The sequence below is a fragment of the Methylobacterium sp. yr668 genome (assembly GCF_900116245.1).
Taxonomy (GTDB): Bacteria; Pseudomonadota; Alphaproteobacteria; order Rhizobiales; family Beijerinckiaceae; genus Methylobacterium.
The window spans coordinates 183,527-198,867 of the sequence record NZ_FOZY01000003.1 but is presented as its reverse complement, the minus strand read 5'-3'; the positions used below and the strand labels follow the sequence as shown (position 1 = coordinate 198,867).

The window sequence follows — 15,341 nt, the reverse complement described above, 5'->3', positions numbered from 1 at the left end:
GAGGCGCGCGTCGGAGGCCGGGGCCGGCCGTCTTTCGCATTGAAAACGGCCCCGTTCGCCAGCATATCGCCACCGCAATTTCCCCACAGCGGAGGCATCACCCGTGAGCGAGACGATCGAGCGGCACGAATTCGGGGCGGAGGTGGGACGCCTCCTCGACCTCGTCGTGCACGCGCTCTACTCCGACCGCGAGATCTTCCTGCGCGAGCTCGTCGCCAACGCGGCCGACGCCATGGACCGGCGGCGGTTCGAGGCCCTGACCTCGGCGGCGAGCGCGCTGCCGCCGGACGCCAAGGTCCGCATCGCGCCCGACAAGGAGGCGCGGACCCTCACCGTGTCGGACGCCGGCATCGGCATGACCAAGGAGGATCTCGCCACCAACCTCGGCACCATCGCGCGCTCCGGCACGCGGGCCTTCTCGCAGACGCTCGAATCCGCCAAGGCCGAGGACCGGCCGAGCCTGATCGGCCAGTTCGGCGTCGGCTTCTACTCGGCCTTCATGGTCGCCGACCGCGTCACCGTCACGTCGCGCCGCGCCGGCAGCGACGAGGCCTGGACCTGGGCCTCGGAGGGACAGGGCAGCTACACGCTGGAGCCGGCGACGCGGGCCGAGCCCGGCACCGACATCGTGCTGCACCTCAAGGCGGATGCCGACGAGTACCTCGAGCCCTACCGCCTCGACCATCTCGTGCGGAAATGGGCCGACTTCATCACGGTGCCGATCGCCGTCGTGCGCGACGGCAAGGACGAGTCGGCCAACCAGGGCACCGCGCTCTGGCGCAAGGCGAAGTCCGAGGTCACCGAGGAGCAGTACGAGGAATTCTACCACTCCATCGGCATGAACTTCGACAAGCCGTGGGCGACGCTCCACTGGCGCGCCGAGGGGCAGCTCGAGTTCTCCGCGCTTCTGTTCATCCCCGGCTCGAAGCCGTTCCAGGCCCTCGAGAACGAGCGGCAGAGCAAGGTCCGGCTGCATGTCCGGCGGATGTTCATCACCGACGAGGCCGAGCTGCTGCCGCCGTGGCTGCGCTTCGTCCAGGGCGTCGTCGACACCGAGGACCTGCCGCTGAACGTCTCCCGCGAGATGCTGCAATCGACCCCGGCGCTCGCCCGGATCCGCCGCGCGGTCACCGGGCGCGTCGTCTCCGAACTCACCACCCGCGCCAAGGACGCGGAGGGCTACCAGTCCTTCTGGGAGAATTTCGGCCCCGTCCTCAAGGAGGGCATCTACGAGGATTTCGAGCGCCGGGGCGAGATCGCGCCGCTCCTGCGCTTCCGCTCCTCGGCGGTCGAGGGCTGGACCTCGCTGCCCGACTACGTGTCCCGCATGAAGGACGGCCAGGAGGCGATCTACTACCTCGTCGCCGACGACGCCGAGGCGCTCAAGTCGTCGCCGCAGCTGGAGGGCTTCCGGGCCCGCGGCCTCGAGGTGCTGCTCCTCTCCGACCACGTCGACGCCTTCTGGCCCGATCAGCTCGGCACCTTCGACGAGAAGCCGCTCCGCTCGATCACCAAGGGCGGCCTCGACCTGTCGAAGTTCGCGCCGGAGGGCGAGCAGCCGGAGGCGCCGGAGGGCATCGACTCCTTCGTCGCCGCCGTGAAGACGGCCCTCGGCGCCGAGGTCTCGGACGTGCGCACAACCGACCGGCTCGTCGATTCGGCCGTGGTCCTCTCGGCCGGCACCGGCGGACCCGACCTGCAGATGCAGCGGCTCATGCGCCGGGCCGGGCGGGCCGGTGCCGGGCAGCCGGTCCTGGAGATCAACCCGCGCCACCCGCTGATTCGGGCGCTGGCCGCGGCACCCGAATCGGAGGTGCCGCAGGCCGCCGGCACGCTCCTCGACCTCGCCCGCATCCAGGACGGCGACAGCCCCCGCGACCCGGCGGCCTTCGCCCGCACGGTGGCGGCGGCGCTCGCGGCCGCGCGGGGCGCGTAGGACTGCGGAGACCCGCGCCGCGCGCTGCTAGGACGGCGCGCGCGGCGTGTGTCTCCACACACATCCGTTCGGCATGATTGTGGGTTCGGTTGATCATTCGGAAATGGTCGAGCCATAACTTCGCCACCGGTCGGGATCATTGCCCGGCCGAAGGCGCGGGCGCGGTGGGGGCCGCAGGCGTCTGAGCCGAACCCTCTCGCGCGCCTCGGGCGCGCCTCACGGACGCTGCATGAACCCGGTCGAGGCTGAAGCCGGCAACGGACAGGCGGTCGCGGCGGCGCGGACCCGGGCCCACGCCCGGGCGTACCGCCACAGCGGACGCGTGCGCACCATGCGCCGGCTGATTCCGGTGGTCGCCGGCGGCGCGGTAGCGCTGCTGCTGGGCTACCTGTTCAATCCCTTCGCGGCGCAGTTGCCGGGCGTCTCGGTCGGCCCGGTGACGCTGGCCGGCTCCAAGGTCCGCATGGAGAACCCGCGGCTCTCGGGCTTCCGCCAGGGCACGCGCGGCTACGAGGTGACGGCCGACGCCGCCCTCCAGGACGTCCGCAAGCCGAGCCAGATCGAGCTGCAGCAGATGCGCGGCCACATCGCCACCGACGACCAGGGCGGCATCGCCCGCCTCTCGGCGACGTCGGGCCTGTTCGACACCGCCCGCGAGGCGCTCGACCTGAAGGACGACATCCGCATCTGGACCGACAAGGGCGAGGAGGCGCGCCTGCGCTCCGCCGCCGTCGCGTTCAAGACCGGCTCCATCAGCTCGCAGGAGCCCGTCACCGTCTCGAGCGCGCGGGCCAACGTGAAGGCCGACACCCTCGACGTCGTCGAGAACGGCAAGCGGATCTCGTTCGTGGGCAACGTCCACGTGGTCATCGTCAGCGACGCGCCGGGGGAGAAGCCCCAGGCCCGCATCCTGACCTCGGACGCCGAAGCCGCGGACGGTGCCCGATGAGCGCCGCCCGCCTCCTCTGCGCCGCCCTGGCGGCCGGGCTGGTCCTCGCCGGTCCGGCGCTGGCCGAGAAGCCGGCGCGCAAGGATTCGCCCTTCGGCAATATCGGCGGCGGCGGCAAGGATCCGATCAAGATCGACGCCGACCGGCTCGACGTGTTCGACCGGGAGAACAAGGCGGTCTTCGCCGGCAACGTCGTGGCCGTGCAGGGCGACAGCACCATCCGCTGCTCGACCATGACGGTGACCTACAAGCGCGGCAAGGACGCGCCGGGCAAGGGCGCCAAGGGCGGCGACAAGACCGAGGCGCGGGACGAGGGTGCCGACGCGGCGCCGCGGAACCCCGCCGAGAACGGGATCCAGAAGGTCGACTGCGCCGGGCCGGTGACGGTGGTGCAGAAGGACCAGGTCGCCACGGGCGATCACGCGGTGTTCGACCAGGACGCCAAGCGGATCGTGCTGACCGGCAACGTCGTCCTGAGCCAGTGCCAGAACGTCACCCGCGGGCAGCGGCTCGTCTACGACATGAACACCGGGCGCGCGAACATGGACCCGGTGGCGGGCGGCCGCGTCTCGGCCCTGTTCGTGCCCGGCGAGAAGTCCGACGCCAAGGACGGCAAGGCGAAGGGCTGCAGCCAGCCGCCGCCCAGGCCGAAGGCGCAGGTCGATTGAGCGGCGCCGTGGCGTTCCAGGCGGGCCCGCAGGAGCCGGCCCGGACGGGCTGGCTCGGCCGGCTGTTCGGCCGGCGCGCGCGGCAGGCCGAACAGCCGGCCGAGGCCGACGGCTGGTCCGCGGCCGAGGAGGGCGGTCTCGGCATCCTCAGCGTGCGCGGCCTGCGCAAGAGCTACGGCGCCCGCACGGTCGTCCACGAGGCCGGCCTCACCGTGCGCACCGGCGAGGCCGTCGGGCTGCTCGGGCCGAACGGCGCCGGCAAGACCACGATCTTCTACATGATCACCGGGCTGGTGGCGGCCGATCGCGGCCACATCACCCTGGACGGCCTGCCGATCACGCACCTGCCCATGTACCAGCGGGCGCGGCTCGGGATCGGCTACCTGCCGCAGGAGGCCTCGATCTTCCGCGGGCTCACCGTGGAGGACAACATCCGGGCGGTGCTGGAGGTGGTCGAGCCGGACCGCAAGGCGCGCGCGCGCAAGCTCGACTCGCTGCTCGAGGAGTTCGACATCGCGCGCCTGCGCAAGTCGCCCTCGATCGCGCTCTCGGGCGGCGAGCGGCGGCGCTGCGAGATCGCCCGGGCGCTCGCCTCGTCGCCAACCTTCATGCTGCTGGACGAGCCCTTCGCGGGCATCGACCCGATCGCGGTCGGCGACATCCAGGACCTCGTGAAGCACCTGAAGCAGCGCGGCATCGGCGTGCTGATCACCGACCACAACGTCCGCGAGACGCTGGGCCTGATCGACCGCGCCTACATCGCCCATTCCGGCCGCATCCTCACCGAGGGCACGCCCGAGGAGATCGTGGCGAACCCGGACGCGCGCCGGCTCTATCTCGGCGAGGATTTCCGGCTCTAGGCCGGCCGCTCAGCCCTTCCAGTTCTTCAGCGCCGCGAACGGGCTGTCCGAGCCGGCCGGCTTCTCCGGGTTCAGCACCGGCTCCACCTGGGCGATCGCGTCCGCCATCGAGAAGGCCGAGCCGCTCTGGAGCCGGCCGCCCGCCGCGTCGCGGTGGCCGCCGCCGCGGAACAGGCGGGCGCCGTCGAGCGCCGTGCCGTCGTTGGACCGGAACGACAGCGTGCCCATCCGCTGGACGTTGACCACGCGCTTGGCCCGGCCCGCGTCCATGATCAGGTCGGAGACCCGCTGGAAGGTGCCCGAATCGAGGGCGAAGGACAGGAGCGTGCCGTCCTTCAGCGAGCGGAACAGGGAATCCGAGCGGGCGAGCGCCCGGGCGAGCCGCATGCGCGTCGTCAGCGCCGGGTCGTCGTCCGGCGCGTCGCGCAGCAGGGTGTCGACCACGCCGGCGCGCAGCGCCGAGGCGCGGCGCTCCAGCTCGGCCGGGCTCGCCCCGTCCCGCAGGGCGGCGGCGGCGGCGAGCAGGATCTCGGACACGAACCGGTCGTGCCAGGGATGCCCGACCGGCACGTAGCTCGACACGACCTCCCAGAACAGCTCGTCCAGGGCCAGGCCGCCCCGGAAGGCGGGGCTCTCCTTGCGCCACAGGTCGAGGGCATCGACCGCGGTGAGCAGGCTCGACAGGTCGGTCGCGGGCTCGTGCGCGGCGAACAGGGACCGGTGCTCGAAGGCCATCCGCGTGGCGCAGATGTCGTCCTCGATCAGCACGGCGATCTCGGGGTCGCCCAGGTCGATCCGGTGGAGCGCCGGCCGCTCGGCGTCGGGCGCCGCGTCCAGGCCCAGGCGCCGCATCTGGTCGAGGGAGGAGGCGTGGTGGTCGAGGACCACGAGGCGGTGCTTCTGCCCGTCCTCGCGGCGCCGGTTCATCGCGGCGAACTTCTTCAGGCCCGCGATGGTCTGCTCCTCCAGGCCGAGGTCGGTCATCAGCAGGATCTCGCGCTCCGCCGCGCGGCCGAGGCGCTTGATCTCGTCCTCGAAGACCGGGCCGACATCGCTGTAGCGGGGCACGTGGACGACGCGCTCGACCGGGGCGCAGGCGGCGGCGACCGTCGAGGCGCCGTAGCCGTCGAGGTCGTGGTGGGTGATCTGGATCAGGCGCAACGGGCGGACTCGAAGGGTGACGGAGCGGCCCGTCTACGACGCCCGGCGCCGCGAGGCGAGGGGCGGCGGCCCTTCCGTCCGGCGGCGTTCGGTGCAGAATGCTCCGCGGCCGCTACGAGTCGCGAAGGACCGGCCGGCCGCGGAGACCCCCAAGGGGCCCGTCATTCGGGGAGGACACGATGGCCCTGGCCGCAACGCCGCGCGTGCGCCGCATCCAGACGATCTCGCTCGCCCTGCTGGTGACGGCGGGCGTCGTCAACTACGTCGACCGGGCCACCCTGGCGGTGGCCAACCCGCTGATCCGCGAGGATCTCGGCCTCTCGATCCCCGACATGGGATTGCTGCTCTCGGCCTTCCTCTGGGCCTACGCCTTCGCGCAGCTGCCGGCCGGGGCGCTCGCCGACCGGCTCGGCCCGCGCCTGACGCTGACGCTCGGCCTGACCTGCTGGTCGTTCGGCCAGATGCTCGGCGGCGCGGTGACGTCGTTCTGGCAGTTCGTGAGCGCCCGGATCGTCCTCGGAATCGGCGAGGCGCCGCATTTCCCGACCTGCGCCCGCGTCTCCCGCGACTGGTTCAACATCCGCCAGCGCGGCACCGCCACGGGGATCTGGAACTGCGCCTCCTCGCTCGGGACCTTCCTGGCCCTGCCGCTGCTCACCTTCCTGATGGTGAGCTTCGGCTGGCGGGCGATGTTCGTCATCATGGGCGCGGCCGGCCTCGTCCTCGCCGCGATCGTCTACCTCGTGTTCCGCAACCCGCGCGAGACCGACCTCACGCCGGGGGAGCGGGCCTTCCTGGAGGAGGGCGATGCCCCGAACGCCGGCCGCGCGGTCACCTGGAGCGCGTGGCGGCGGCTCTTCGGGTTCCGCACCAGCTGGGGGATGATCGTCGGCTATTTCGGCTGCATCTACATGACGTGGCTCTACACCGCGTGGCTGCCGAGCTACCTCGAGATCGAGCGGCACTTCACCCTGCAGAAGACCGGCCTCGTCGGCTCGATCCCCTTCGCCTTCGGCGTGCTGGGCGGGATCCTGGGCGGTCGCGTCGTCGATGTCCTCGTCCGCCGCGGCGTCGACCCGATCCGCAGCCGCAAGATCCCGATGGTCGGCTCCCTGGTGGCGACCGCCGCGTTCACGGTGGTGGCGGCGCTGACGCCGAGCGACACCCTCGCGATCGCCTGCATCTCGGCCTCGCTGTTCCTGGTCTACATGAGCTCGTCGTCGGCCTGGGCGATGGCCTCCGTGGCGGCGCCGGCCAGCTGCACGGCGTCGCTCGGCGCCATGCAGAATTTCGGCGGCTACATCGGCGGCGCCCTGGCGCCGACCGTGACAGGCTTCATCGTCGGCGGCACGGGCCATTTCTCCATGGCCTTCATCACCGGCGCCGTGATCGCCCTGGTGGCGGCCCTGGGCTACTGGACGCTGATCCAGGATCCCATCGCCGACGCGGATCCGGAGAGCCCCGCCGTCGGCGCGCTCGGGGCCGCGCGCTAGAGCGGCCGACGGCGCCCTCTCGCGTCACCCTCTCGCGTCACCCGCGCAGGTTCGGCGCGGCCAGGATCAGGTCGCGCAGATGCGTGCGGGCCGTGAAGCTCCGGCGCATCAGGTCGACGAAGGTGGCGGCCGGCCCGTCCCAGTCGTGGCGCGCCGCGTGGGCCCGCGCGGCGCAGGCGTCGAAGGGCAGCCGCCCCTCGACCGCCGCGCCCATCAGCTCCGCGAGACGGTCGACCCGGTCGGGCGCGTCCGGGTCGAAGTAGCTCGCCGCGCTGCCGCCGGCTTCCGGGATGGCCGTCAGGCTCGAGGCGATGACGGGGGTTCCCCGGGCGAGGCTGTCGAGCACCGGGATGCCCCAGCCCTCGCCGCGGCTCGGGAAGACCAGGGCGGCGGCCCGGGCGTAGAGGTCGGACAGGCCCCGGTCGTCGATGCCGGCGATGTGCACCGCGTCCGGCGTCCGGGCGAGGCGGTCGAGGGTCTCGGGCCGCTCGCCGTCGCCCTTGCCGACCACGATCAGCCGGGCCGCGCCCTGCGGCAGCCGCGCGAAGGCGTCGAGGACGAGGCCGAGATTCTTCCGCGGCTCCAGCCGGCCGACCATCAGCAGGTAGGGGCGCCCGTCGGCGAGCGGCGTCCGCTCCGTGACCGCCTGCGGCGGCGTGGAGCCGCAGCGCACCTCGGCGATGCGCTCCCGCGCGATGCCGTAGACGTTGGCGATGGAGTCGCGGCTGTAGTCGGAGATGGTCAGGACCAGCTTGGCGCGCCGCGCCGAGAGCCGGGTCAGGATCTTGTTCCGCCAGCGCATCGACCAGGGGAAGAACTCGGGATGCGTCTCGAACAGGATGTCGTGGACCACCACCACCTGCCGGTCGCCCGGCACCAGCGGCGGGGCGATGTAGGTGGTCAGCAGCGTGTCCAGACGGTCGCGCAGGAACAGCCACGGCCAGACCAGGGTCAGCCGCACGGTCGCGGGCACGCGCGGCAGCCGTTGGTGCTCGATGTTGTCGCCCGAGACGATGCGGGCGCAGGCCTCCGGGTCGACGGAATAGACCACGTAGGTGGCGTCCGGGTGGCGCGCGGCGGCGCGCCCGATGATGTTCACGAGCCAGGTCCGGCTGCCCTGCGGCTTGCCGGTGAGCACGTGCGCGTCGATGCCGATGCGAAGCATGTTACGGGCTCCTGTAGGCGCCGAAGGTCGGGGCCTCGCCGGGGGCGTAGGCTTGGCCGGCGATGTCGCGGGTGGCGCCGAGCGGGATGCCGGCGCGGGCCGGGGACGCCGTCAGGGCGAGCCCGCCGGCCATGGGGTTCGCGGGATCGCGGAAGGCTGGCGTGCCGGTGAGGTCGGGACCCTGACCGTTGAGCGGCAGGCTCGCCCCGTCGCCGGTGGCCTGCGTGCCCCAGCGGTAGAGCGGGGCGCCGACGGCGCTGCCGAGGAAGTTCGGCCCGATCGCGTTGTTGTTGTCGGTGGTGGTCGCCTCGACCACGATCGCGGCCACGTTCGGCCGGGTCGCGTAGGCGATGTTGTTGAGCACCCGGTTGTTCGACGTGCGGTCGACCCGCTTGGTGTAGTCGGAGGCCAGCACGATCTCGCCGCGATAGACGTGCTTGCCGCCGGAATCGCGCATGTTGCCGGTGGTCGTGTTGTTGACCACCGTGTTGGAGCCGGCGTCGAACAGGTTGATCCCGGCGCCGTCGTTGTCGGCCGCGACGTTGAACGCGACGATGTTGCCGTCGCACCACTGGTCGATCTGGATGCCGTTGCCGTCCTGGCCGGTGGTCTCCTTCTGGCCGGTGACGATGTTGTACCGGATGATGTTGCGGTCGCCGGCGTCCTGGGCGGCGTCCTTGGCGTAGACGTGGATGCCCGAGGTGCCCGACATCCCCACGCCGTTGCCCGAGACGCGGTTGCCCTCCACGACGTAGCCGGAGCCGTTGATCTCCATCCCGTGGATGCCGTTGCCGGTCACGGTGTTGTCGAGGATGTAGCTCGGATCCTCCGCGGGCGCGTTGATCACGTCGACGGCCACGCCGTGGGTCTGGTTGTCGGCGAGGGTGTTGCCGGTGATGCGGTGACCCGCCCCGGCACCGTCGCCGATCCAGATCCCCAGGCCGGAGCGGGACACGGTCGAGCCCGCGACCGTGACGTGGCTCGATCCCCGGCGGATGATGAAGCCGGAATTGACCGCGCCCTGGACGCTCAGTCCCGTGACCGTGACGTAGGCGGCGTTCTCGAACACCACGGAGTTGGACAGCCGCGGCTGCGTGCCGGGTTCTGCCGCCACCGTCACGGGCGCCGCCGCGGTCCCGCGGGACCCGACGAACACGACGTCGCCGTAGCTGCCGCCGCGGACCAGCACGCTCGATCCGGGACCGAGACTGGCGAAGGGCACGTCGGCGAGCCGCGCCACCGTGGTGTAGCCGGGCTTCGCGCCGCCGGCGGGATCGACCAGGATGTTCTGCTGCACCTGCGCGTCGGCCGGCCCGCAGGCGGACAGGACCGGCAGGAGCAGGGCCGACAGGGCGCCGCCGAGGACCGTGCGGGGCCACCTCATGCCGCGAGCGCCCGGGCGATGGCGAGGCGCTTGCGCCGCTGGAACAGCCGCCGCCACACGCTGCGGCCGGCCTCGGGGCTGATCCGCGTCAGCGCGCGCGCCGCCATCTGCCAGCCGGGCAGGAGCGCCTGCGGCATGGCGAGGTCGGCGACCCGGTGGCGCGCCGCCGCGCCCAGCGGCGGCGGCCCGACGAGGCCGAGCCGGCCGAGATCCGCCACGAGGTCCGGGCGCTTGCGGTACCACAGCACCAGCGCCGCGCCCTCGCGCTCGGCGATCCGCAGGTAGGCCGCCTCGTCCAGGAGGTGGTGGTGGTAGCCCAGCGCCTCGGGCGCGTAGAACAGGCGCATGCCGCGCCGGGCCAGCCGCTCGCCGAGCTCGATGTCCTCGTGCCAGAACAGCTTCGGGTCGAAGCCGCCCGCCTCCTCCAGGAAGCGCCGGTCGACGCTGACGTTGCAGGTCAGGAACGCGTCCCACCCGACCGCGTCGCGGCCCGCCAGCGCGTCGTAGGAGGCGTCGTGGTGGAGCGCCGAGAAGGGCGAGAAGGGCAGGGCGGGGTCGATCGTCATCCGTCCGAGGATCGCGGTCTCACGACCGCCCCGCCGGGCGTGGGCGAGGCGGTGCGCCTCGACGAGGCTCGGGACCGGGATCGTGTCGTCGTTGACGATCAGGAGGCGCTCGCCCCGCGCCGCCGCGATGGCGCGGTTGCGGGCGGCGTTCGCCCCGGCATTCTCCTGGCGCAGGTGCACCACGGGGATCCGGGCCGTGGCGACGGCGCGGCTGACGACCGTCCCGGTGTGGTCGGTCGAGCCGTCGTCGCAGACGACGATCTCGAAGGGCGCGTCCGTCTCCTGCCGGTCGAAGGCCCTCAGGCACAGGCGCAGCGTGTCGGCGCGGTTGTAGGTCGGGATGATGACCGAGAGCACGGGTCGATCGCTCATGAGGAGGCTTCCGGGAGCGGGAGGTCGAGGGGATCGGTCGGGGCGCGGCGCAGGCACAGCCACCCCGCGAGGGCGGCCGAGAGGGCCGCGGCGGCGGGCACCGCCGCGGGCGCCAGGGCGGCGGGACCGGCGGCCCAGGCGAGGGCGGTCAGGAGGGCCGGCGCTGCGAGGATCGGCACGTCGGCCAGGGCGAGGGGCGGTCCGGCCACCCGCCAGAAGGCCTGGGCCAGGATGCCGAGCATCGCGGCCTCGGCGAGCAGCGCGGCGATGCCCGCGCCGAGGAGCGGATCCCAGGGGATCAGCAGCGTGCAGGCGAAGAGGTTCGTGGCGCAGGCCGCCGCGCTCCCGCGCACCGCGAAGCCGGTCCGGCCCAGCGGGACGAGGCCCGCGAACAGGATCGTGGCGGCGATCAGCAGGACGCTCATCCCGGTGGCGATGCGCAGCACCGGGACGGCGCGGCCGAAATCCGGGCCGAAGGCGAGGCGCACCAAGGGCTCCGCGAGGGCGCAGGTCGCCACCGCTCCGGCGCAGGACGCGGCGAGGATCGGGACCAGCGCGCCGCGGACCCGCGCGCGCAGGGCGGTCGTGCCGGCGCGCGACCGTCCGTCGACCAGGGGCCCGACGGCGCGCCCGAAGACCGGCACCAGCGGGGCGCACAGGGTGATCGCCACCGCGGCGCCCAGCTCGAAGAACCGGAAGCCGGCCGTGAACTGGCCGAGCTCGGCCGCGCCCGCGAAGGCGGCCAGCATCATCAGGCTGATCCGGCCGTTGAGCGAGCCGAGGGCGTTCGAGACGCCCACCCCCGCCGCGGCCCGGATCGTCGCGAGCGCGTGCGGCAGCGAGGCGGGGCGGGCGGGCACGAGGCGCAGCGCCAGCGCCAGCCCGACCGCGCCGTACGCGATGCCGGCGGCCACCGCCACGAGGCTGAGCGCCACCTCCGGAAGCTGCAGCCAGAGCGCGAGTGCCGTCCCGCCGACCAGCAGGGCGGCGTTGGCGAGCGACGGCCAGACGGACCAGCCCGGCCGCCCGCAGACCTGGAACAGGGCGTCGAGGAAGCGGGCGGCCGCGAGCGGCATGAGGAGAGCGGCCAGCGCCACGGCGGGCCGGATCGCGTCCGGCAGCATCGGCAGGACACCGAGGAGTGCGGCGCCGGTCCCGAGACCGAGGACGAGGCGCGCCGACAGCATTCGGCCGAATTCGGCCGCCCGCATCTCCGGCCCGATCGCGCCGAGCCGCGCCCCGAAGGTCAGCGTGGTGCCGAAATCCGCCGCGATCAGCGCGACCGCGAGGATCGCCAGGGCGAGGCCGTAGCGGCCCAGTGCCGCCGGGCCGGCGAAATGGCCGACCATCACGAAGGCCGTGAAGCCGGCCGCGAGGTAGACGCCGCGCCCCGCCGCCTGACCGAGCAGGTTCGCGCCGTAGCGCAGCCCGCCGGCGCGCCTCCGTCCCGACAATCGGTTTACCAAGCGAAGCATCTCTCGGTGAAGCCTGACTGAAAACTGCGACCTACGATTGCATCGTGGCAGGCTGCGTATGGCTTGCAACCGCAAGCTCAATTTATGGTTGCAGAGTTGTCGCGTTGGGAAAAACCGGAGGACTGCGTATGTCCGAGACAGCCGCTGGACCGGATCTGCGTCTCTCGCGCGGAGTGGACGCGGAGGCGGGGCGACTCCGGTGGGCCGAGGTGCGGGCTGCCCTGTCCGCCGACCGCGATCACTGGCGCCGCCGCGGCGGCGGACCTGCCCGCCTGCGGCGGGGCTACCACGCGGTCTGGCTCTACCGCCTGTCCCGCTACGCCCACGAGCGCGGCTGGCGGACGGCGGCGTGGCTGCTGTGGCTGGTGAACGGCTGGTGGACGGGCGCCGACATCCCGCCCTCCAGCCGCATCGCCGGCGGCCTGTTCCTGCCGCAGCCCTACGGGACGGTCATCGCCGGCGCCGTGGGCCGCGACGCCGCCTTCGGGATCCAGGCCTCCATCGGCGGCCTGCTGAAGGAGCCCGACCAGGACATCGGCGGCGGCCCCGGCCTGCCGGTGCTGGGCGACGACGTCGTCCTGGAGGCGGGCGCCATCGTTCTCGGCGCCGTCCCGATCGGTGACCGGGCCCGGATCGGCCCGCGGACCACCATCCTCAAGCCCGTCCAGGCCGACGAGGAGGTCATGCCGCAGCCCTGGCGGCCGCTTCCCGGCCGGGGGGTCACGGCGTGAGCGGCCCGATGACCGACCACGTCACCCTGCCGGGCCTGCGGCGCCTCCTGGCGGCCGACTTCGCCCGCGTCCTGCGTCAGACGACGGGGGGCAAGCCGACCTCGCGGCTGCGGCGCGCGATGCACCTCACGCTGCCGGCCATGCAGGTGGCGATCCTCCACCGGACCGCGCACCTGCTGCACGGCCGGGGCTGGCGCCGCTGCGCCGCCCTGGTGGCGGACCTGTCCCTGCGGCTCACGGGCGCCTGCCTGCATCCGGGCTCGCGCCTCGGGCCCGGGCTGTTCGTGCCGCACCCGGCGCGGGTCGCCTTCTGCGGCACCGGGGGCGCCGACCTGACGCTCCTGCCCGGCACCCTGGTCGGGCCGCGGGACTGGGTCTTCCCGAGCCAGCCGTTCCCCGCCGACGGCCCCCATCTCGGCGACGGCGCCGTGGTCGGCGCGCACGCCGCCGTGCAGGGGGCGGTCGCCATCGGCGCGGGCGCGACGATCGGGATCGGGGTCTGCAGCCTTCGGGACGTCCCGGCCGGCACCGTGACGATGCTGGTCCAGCGGCAGCTCCGCAGCGGCGGGCGCGGCCCGGAGGCGGGCCGTGGGCGCTAGATCCGGAGGCGCCGGGCCGGTGCCCGGCTCACGCGCGCCCGTGCTCCCGGCGGACGGCCGGCCGCGCCTCCCGGCCCTGGCGCCTGGGCGCCAGCTGGCGGCGCAGCACGCGCTCGTATGCGTCGAAGATGCCGCGCCACGTGAACGCCTCGGCGTGGCGGCGACGGGACGCCTCGCCCATGACCTCGAGGCGGCGCGGCCCGGCCCGGACCAGGCCGAGGATGCCCCGCCGCAGCTCGGTCTCGTCACCGAAGTACAGCGCCTGCGGCCCCGCCACCCAGCGGTTGAACGGGTTGTCGTGGGCGAGGATCGGCGAGCCCGCCCCCAGCGCCTCGACCAGCGACGGGTTGGTCCCGCCCACGGTGTGACCGTGGATGTGGAAGCGGGCGTGGAAGCGGAGCGCGGCCACGCGCTCGGCCTCGTAGATCGCGCCGGCGAAGATCACGTCCGGCCCGCCCGCCGCCCGGACGGCGCGGTGGTACGGGTCGGACTCCGCGAGCTTGCCCAGCACGAGCAGCGGCAGGCCCGGCCGGACCTCGCTCCAGGCCCGGACGATCTGGAGCACGAGGTTCTCGGGCACCACCCGGGCGATCAGCAGGCCGTAATCCCGCGGGCGCAGGCCGAACGTCGCCAGCGGCTCGGTCGAGGCCTCCAGCACCGGGTCGGCGCCGTACGCGATGGTGGTGATCCGGGCGGCCGAGGTCCTGCGGGCGAGGTGCCGGGCGATCTCCGGGTGGTCCGCCACGAGGTGGGTCGAGAACAGGCTGCCGAGCCGCTCGTTCAGCCAGAACCACGCCTTGGCGGGCTTCGACCAGCGGTCGCGCTTCCACTCGATGCCGTCCATGTTCATCACGCTGCGCTTGGCGGTCAGCCGGTAGAGCAGCGAGAACACCGCGGTGTTGTAGCCGAGCACGAGGGGCAGGGCCGGCCGGAAGGCCGCCCGCAGGGTGCATTTCAGGTCGAACACGATCGTCGAGACGGCGCCGTCGCCCCGGACCGCGACCGGGATCAGCAGGATCCCGCGCCAGACCATCGGCGGCGCCGGCTCGCGCACTTGGCAATAGACCTCGACCCGCCAGCCGCGCGCCACGAGCTCCAGCGCGAGGCGCTCCGCCAGCGTCTCGAACCCCCCGTGCGCCGCCGGCACCCCGCGGGTGCCGAGGATCGCCACCGTCGGGCGCCCGTCCGATCCCCCGGATTTCATATGCGCCGTCGGCGCAGCACGTTCAGAGGAGCCTGAGGCATGGTCACGGTCGAACAACGTCTGTTCCGGGAGATGGGAGCCGGGGGCTATTCCCGGCACGACCACCGGATGGAGTACATCGTGCGCGTCAACGCGCTGCTCCGCTCCGACATGCGGGTCATGGAGTTCGGCGCGGGGCGCGGCAAGTGGAGCGATGACCCGGTCCCACTGCGGCGGCACCTCGGCGACTTCCGGGGGCGCTGCGCCCAGGTCGTCGCCTGCGACGTCGACGAGGCGGTCCTCGGCAACCGGTCGGCCGACGAGGTCCGGCTGATCGGTCACGACGGGGTGCTGCCATTTCCGGACGGGAGCTTCGACCTGATCTCGGCCTTCTCGGTCCTCGAGCATATCGAGCACCCCGAGGTCACCGCGGCGGAGCTCGGCCGGGTGCTCGCCCCGGGCGGCTGGCTCTGCGCCTGGACGCCGAACCGCTGGGGCTATGTCGGGATCGGGGCGCGGCTCGTGCCGAAGCGGCTGCACGCCCGGGTGCTGCGCCTCGTCGAGCCGCGGCGGGTCGAGATCGACTCGTTCGTGCCGCTCTACACGATGAACACGGAGGCGGCGCGGAAGCGGCTTTTCCCAACTGACCGGTTCGAGCACTTCACCTACAGTTTCGACGGGCAGCCGTTCTATCATGGCGAGAACATCGTCCTGGGCAAGTTCTGGGAGCTGCTGTTCCGGCTCACGCCGGGTCCCTTCAAGGGCTACCACATGGTGTTCATCCGCAAACGGCCGTGAC

General features: G+C 73.1%; 14 protein-coding genes. 8 read left to right on the top strand and 6 right to left on the bottom strand.

Features of this window, described 5'->3' with window-relative positions; genetic code table 11:
- The first annotated feature begins 103 nt into the window (after positions 1–103).
- The 4 genes from htpG to lptB all read left to right on the top strand — a co-directional run bounded on the left by htpG (position 104) and on the right by lptB (position 4,413).
- Positions 104–1,936, top strand: coding sequence for a molecular chaperone HtpG (htpG, locus tag BM419_RS05520; RefSeq protein ID WP_091925310.1), 1,833 nt, complete (start codon positions 104–106; stop codon positions 1,934–1,936).
- Positions 1,937–2,165: 229 nt separating this feature from the next.
- A complete protein-coding gene (gene lptC, locus BM419_RS05515; RefSeq protein ID WP_042671243.1) occupies positions 2,166–2,885 on the top strand; it encodes an LPS export ABC transporter periplasmic protein LptC in 720 nt (239 codons plus the stop codon).
- Entirely contained in the window at positions 2,882–3,553 is a 672-nt protein-coding gene (locus BM419_RS05510) for an LptA/OstA family protein (RefSeq protein ID WP_091925307.1), read from the top strand. The genes lptC and BM419_RS05510 overlap by 4 nt, the downstream gene beginning before the upstream one ends.
- 62 nt (positions 3,554–3,615) lie before the next feature.
- Positions 3,616–4,413 carry an LPS export ABC transporter ATP-binding protein gene (gene lptB, locus BM419_RS05505; RefSeq protein WP_234082960.1) on the top strand — a complete coding sequence of 266 codons (798 nt, stop codon included), beginning with the start codon at positions 3,616–3,618 and terminating at the stop codon, positions 4,411–4,413.
- A gap of 9 nt (positions 4,414–4,422) precedes the next feature.
- Here the strand turns inward: lptB and BM419_RS05500 are convergent, their stop codons facing one another.
- Entirely contained in the window at positions 4,423–5,574 is a 1,152-nt protein-coding gene (locus BM419_RS05500; protein WP_091925304.1) for a dimethylmenaquinone methyltransferase, read from the bottom strand.
- A gap of 179 nt (positions 5,575–5,753) precedes the next feature.
- Here BM419_RS05500 and BM419_RS05495 point away from each other — a divergent pair, with 179 nt between their 5' ends.
- Positions 5,754–7,067: an MFS transporter gene (locus BM419_RS05495; protein ID WP_091925300.1), complete on the top strand. Its 1,314-nt coding sequence runs from the start codon at positions 5,754–5,756 to the stop codon at positions 7,065–7,067.
- A 37-nt stretch (positions 7,068–7,104) separates the two neighbouring features.
- On the opposite strand, the gene BM419_RS05490 is transcribed toward BM419_RS05495, so the two are convergent.
- From BM419_RS05490 to BM419_RS05475, 4 genes are read right to left on the bottom strand one after another with little or no spacing between them, the layout of a single operon-like run.
- A complete protein-coding gene (locus tag BM419_RS05490) occupies positions 7,105–8,232 on the bottom strand; it encodes a glycosyltransferase family 4 protein (RefSeq protein WP_091925297.1) in 1,128 nt (375 codons plus the stop codon).
- Position 8,233: 1 nt separating this feature from the next.
- Positions 8,234–9,616: a right-handed parallel beta-helix repeat-containing protein gene (locus BM419_RS05485; RefSeq protein ID WP_091925295.1), complete on the bottom strand. Its 1,383-nt coding sequence runs from the start codon at positions 9,614–9,616 to the stop codon at positions 8,234–8,236.
- Complete coding sequence (locus BM419_RS05480; protein WP_026604531.1) at positions 9,613–10,554, bottom strand: glycosyltransferase family 2 protein; 942 nt, start codon at positions 10,552–10,554, stop codon at positions 9,613–9,615. Before BM419_RS05480 ends, BM419_RS05485 begins: the two co-directional genes overlap by 4 nt.
- Positions 10,551–12,029 (bottom strand): lipopolysaccharide biosynthesis protein, encoded by a 1,479-nt coding sequence (locus BM419_RS05475; protein ID WP_091925292.1) that lies wholly within the window; start codon positions 12,027–12,029, stop codon positions 10,551–10,553. Before BM419_RS05475 ends, BM419_RS05480 begins: the two co-directional genes overlap by 4 nt.
- A 128-nt stretch (positions 12,030–12,157) precedes the next feature.
- Between BM419_RS05475 and BM419_RS05470 the strand changes: the two genes are divergently transcribed.
- Complete coding sequence (locus BM419_RS05470; protein ID WP_091925289.1) at positions 12,158–12,760, top strand: serine acetyltransferase; 603 nt, start codon at positions 12,158–12,160, stop codon at positions 12,758–12,760.
- An 8-nt stretch (positions 12,761–12,768) separates the two neighbouring features.
- On the top strand, positions 12,769–13,359 hold the full coding sequence (locus BM419_RS05465) for a hypothetical protein (protein ID WP_056531827.1): 591 nt from the start codon (positions 12,769–12,771) through the stop codon (positions 13,357–13,359).
- A gap of 28 nt (positions 13,360–13,387) precedes the next feature.
- Here the strand turns inward: BM419_RS05465 and BM419_RS05460 are convergent, their stop codons facing one another.
- On the bottom strand, positions 13,388–14,563 hold the full coding sequence (locus BM419_RS05460; RefSeq protein WP_244540703.1) for a DUF1972 domain-containing protein: 1,176 nt from the start codon (positions 14,561–14,563) through the stop codon (positions 13,388–13,390).
- A 39-nt stretch (positions 14,564–14,602) separates the two neighbouring features.
- Here BM419_RS05460 and BM419_RS05455 point away from each other — a divergent pair, with 39 nt between their 5' ends.
- Positions 14,603–15,340: a class I SAM-dependent methyltransferase gene (locus BM419_RS05455; RefSeq protein WP_020090574.1), complete on the top strand. Its 738-nt coding sequence runs from the start codon at positions 14,603–14,605 to the stop codon at positions 15,338–15,340.
- The last annotated feature ends 1 nt before the right edge of the window (position 15,341 follow it).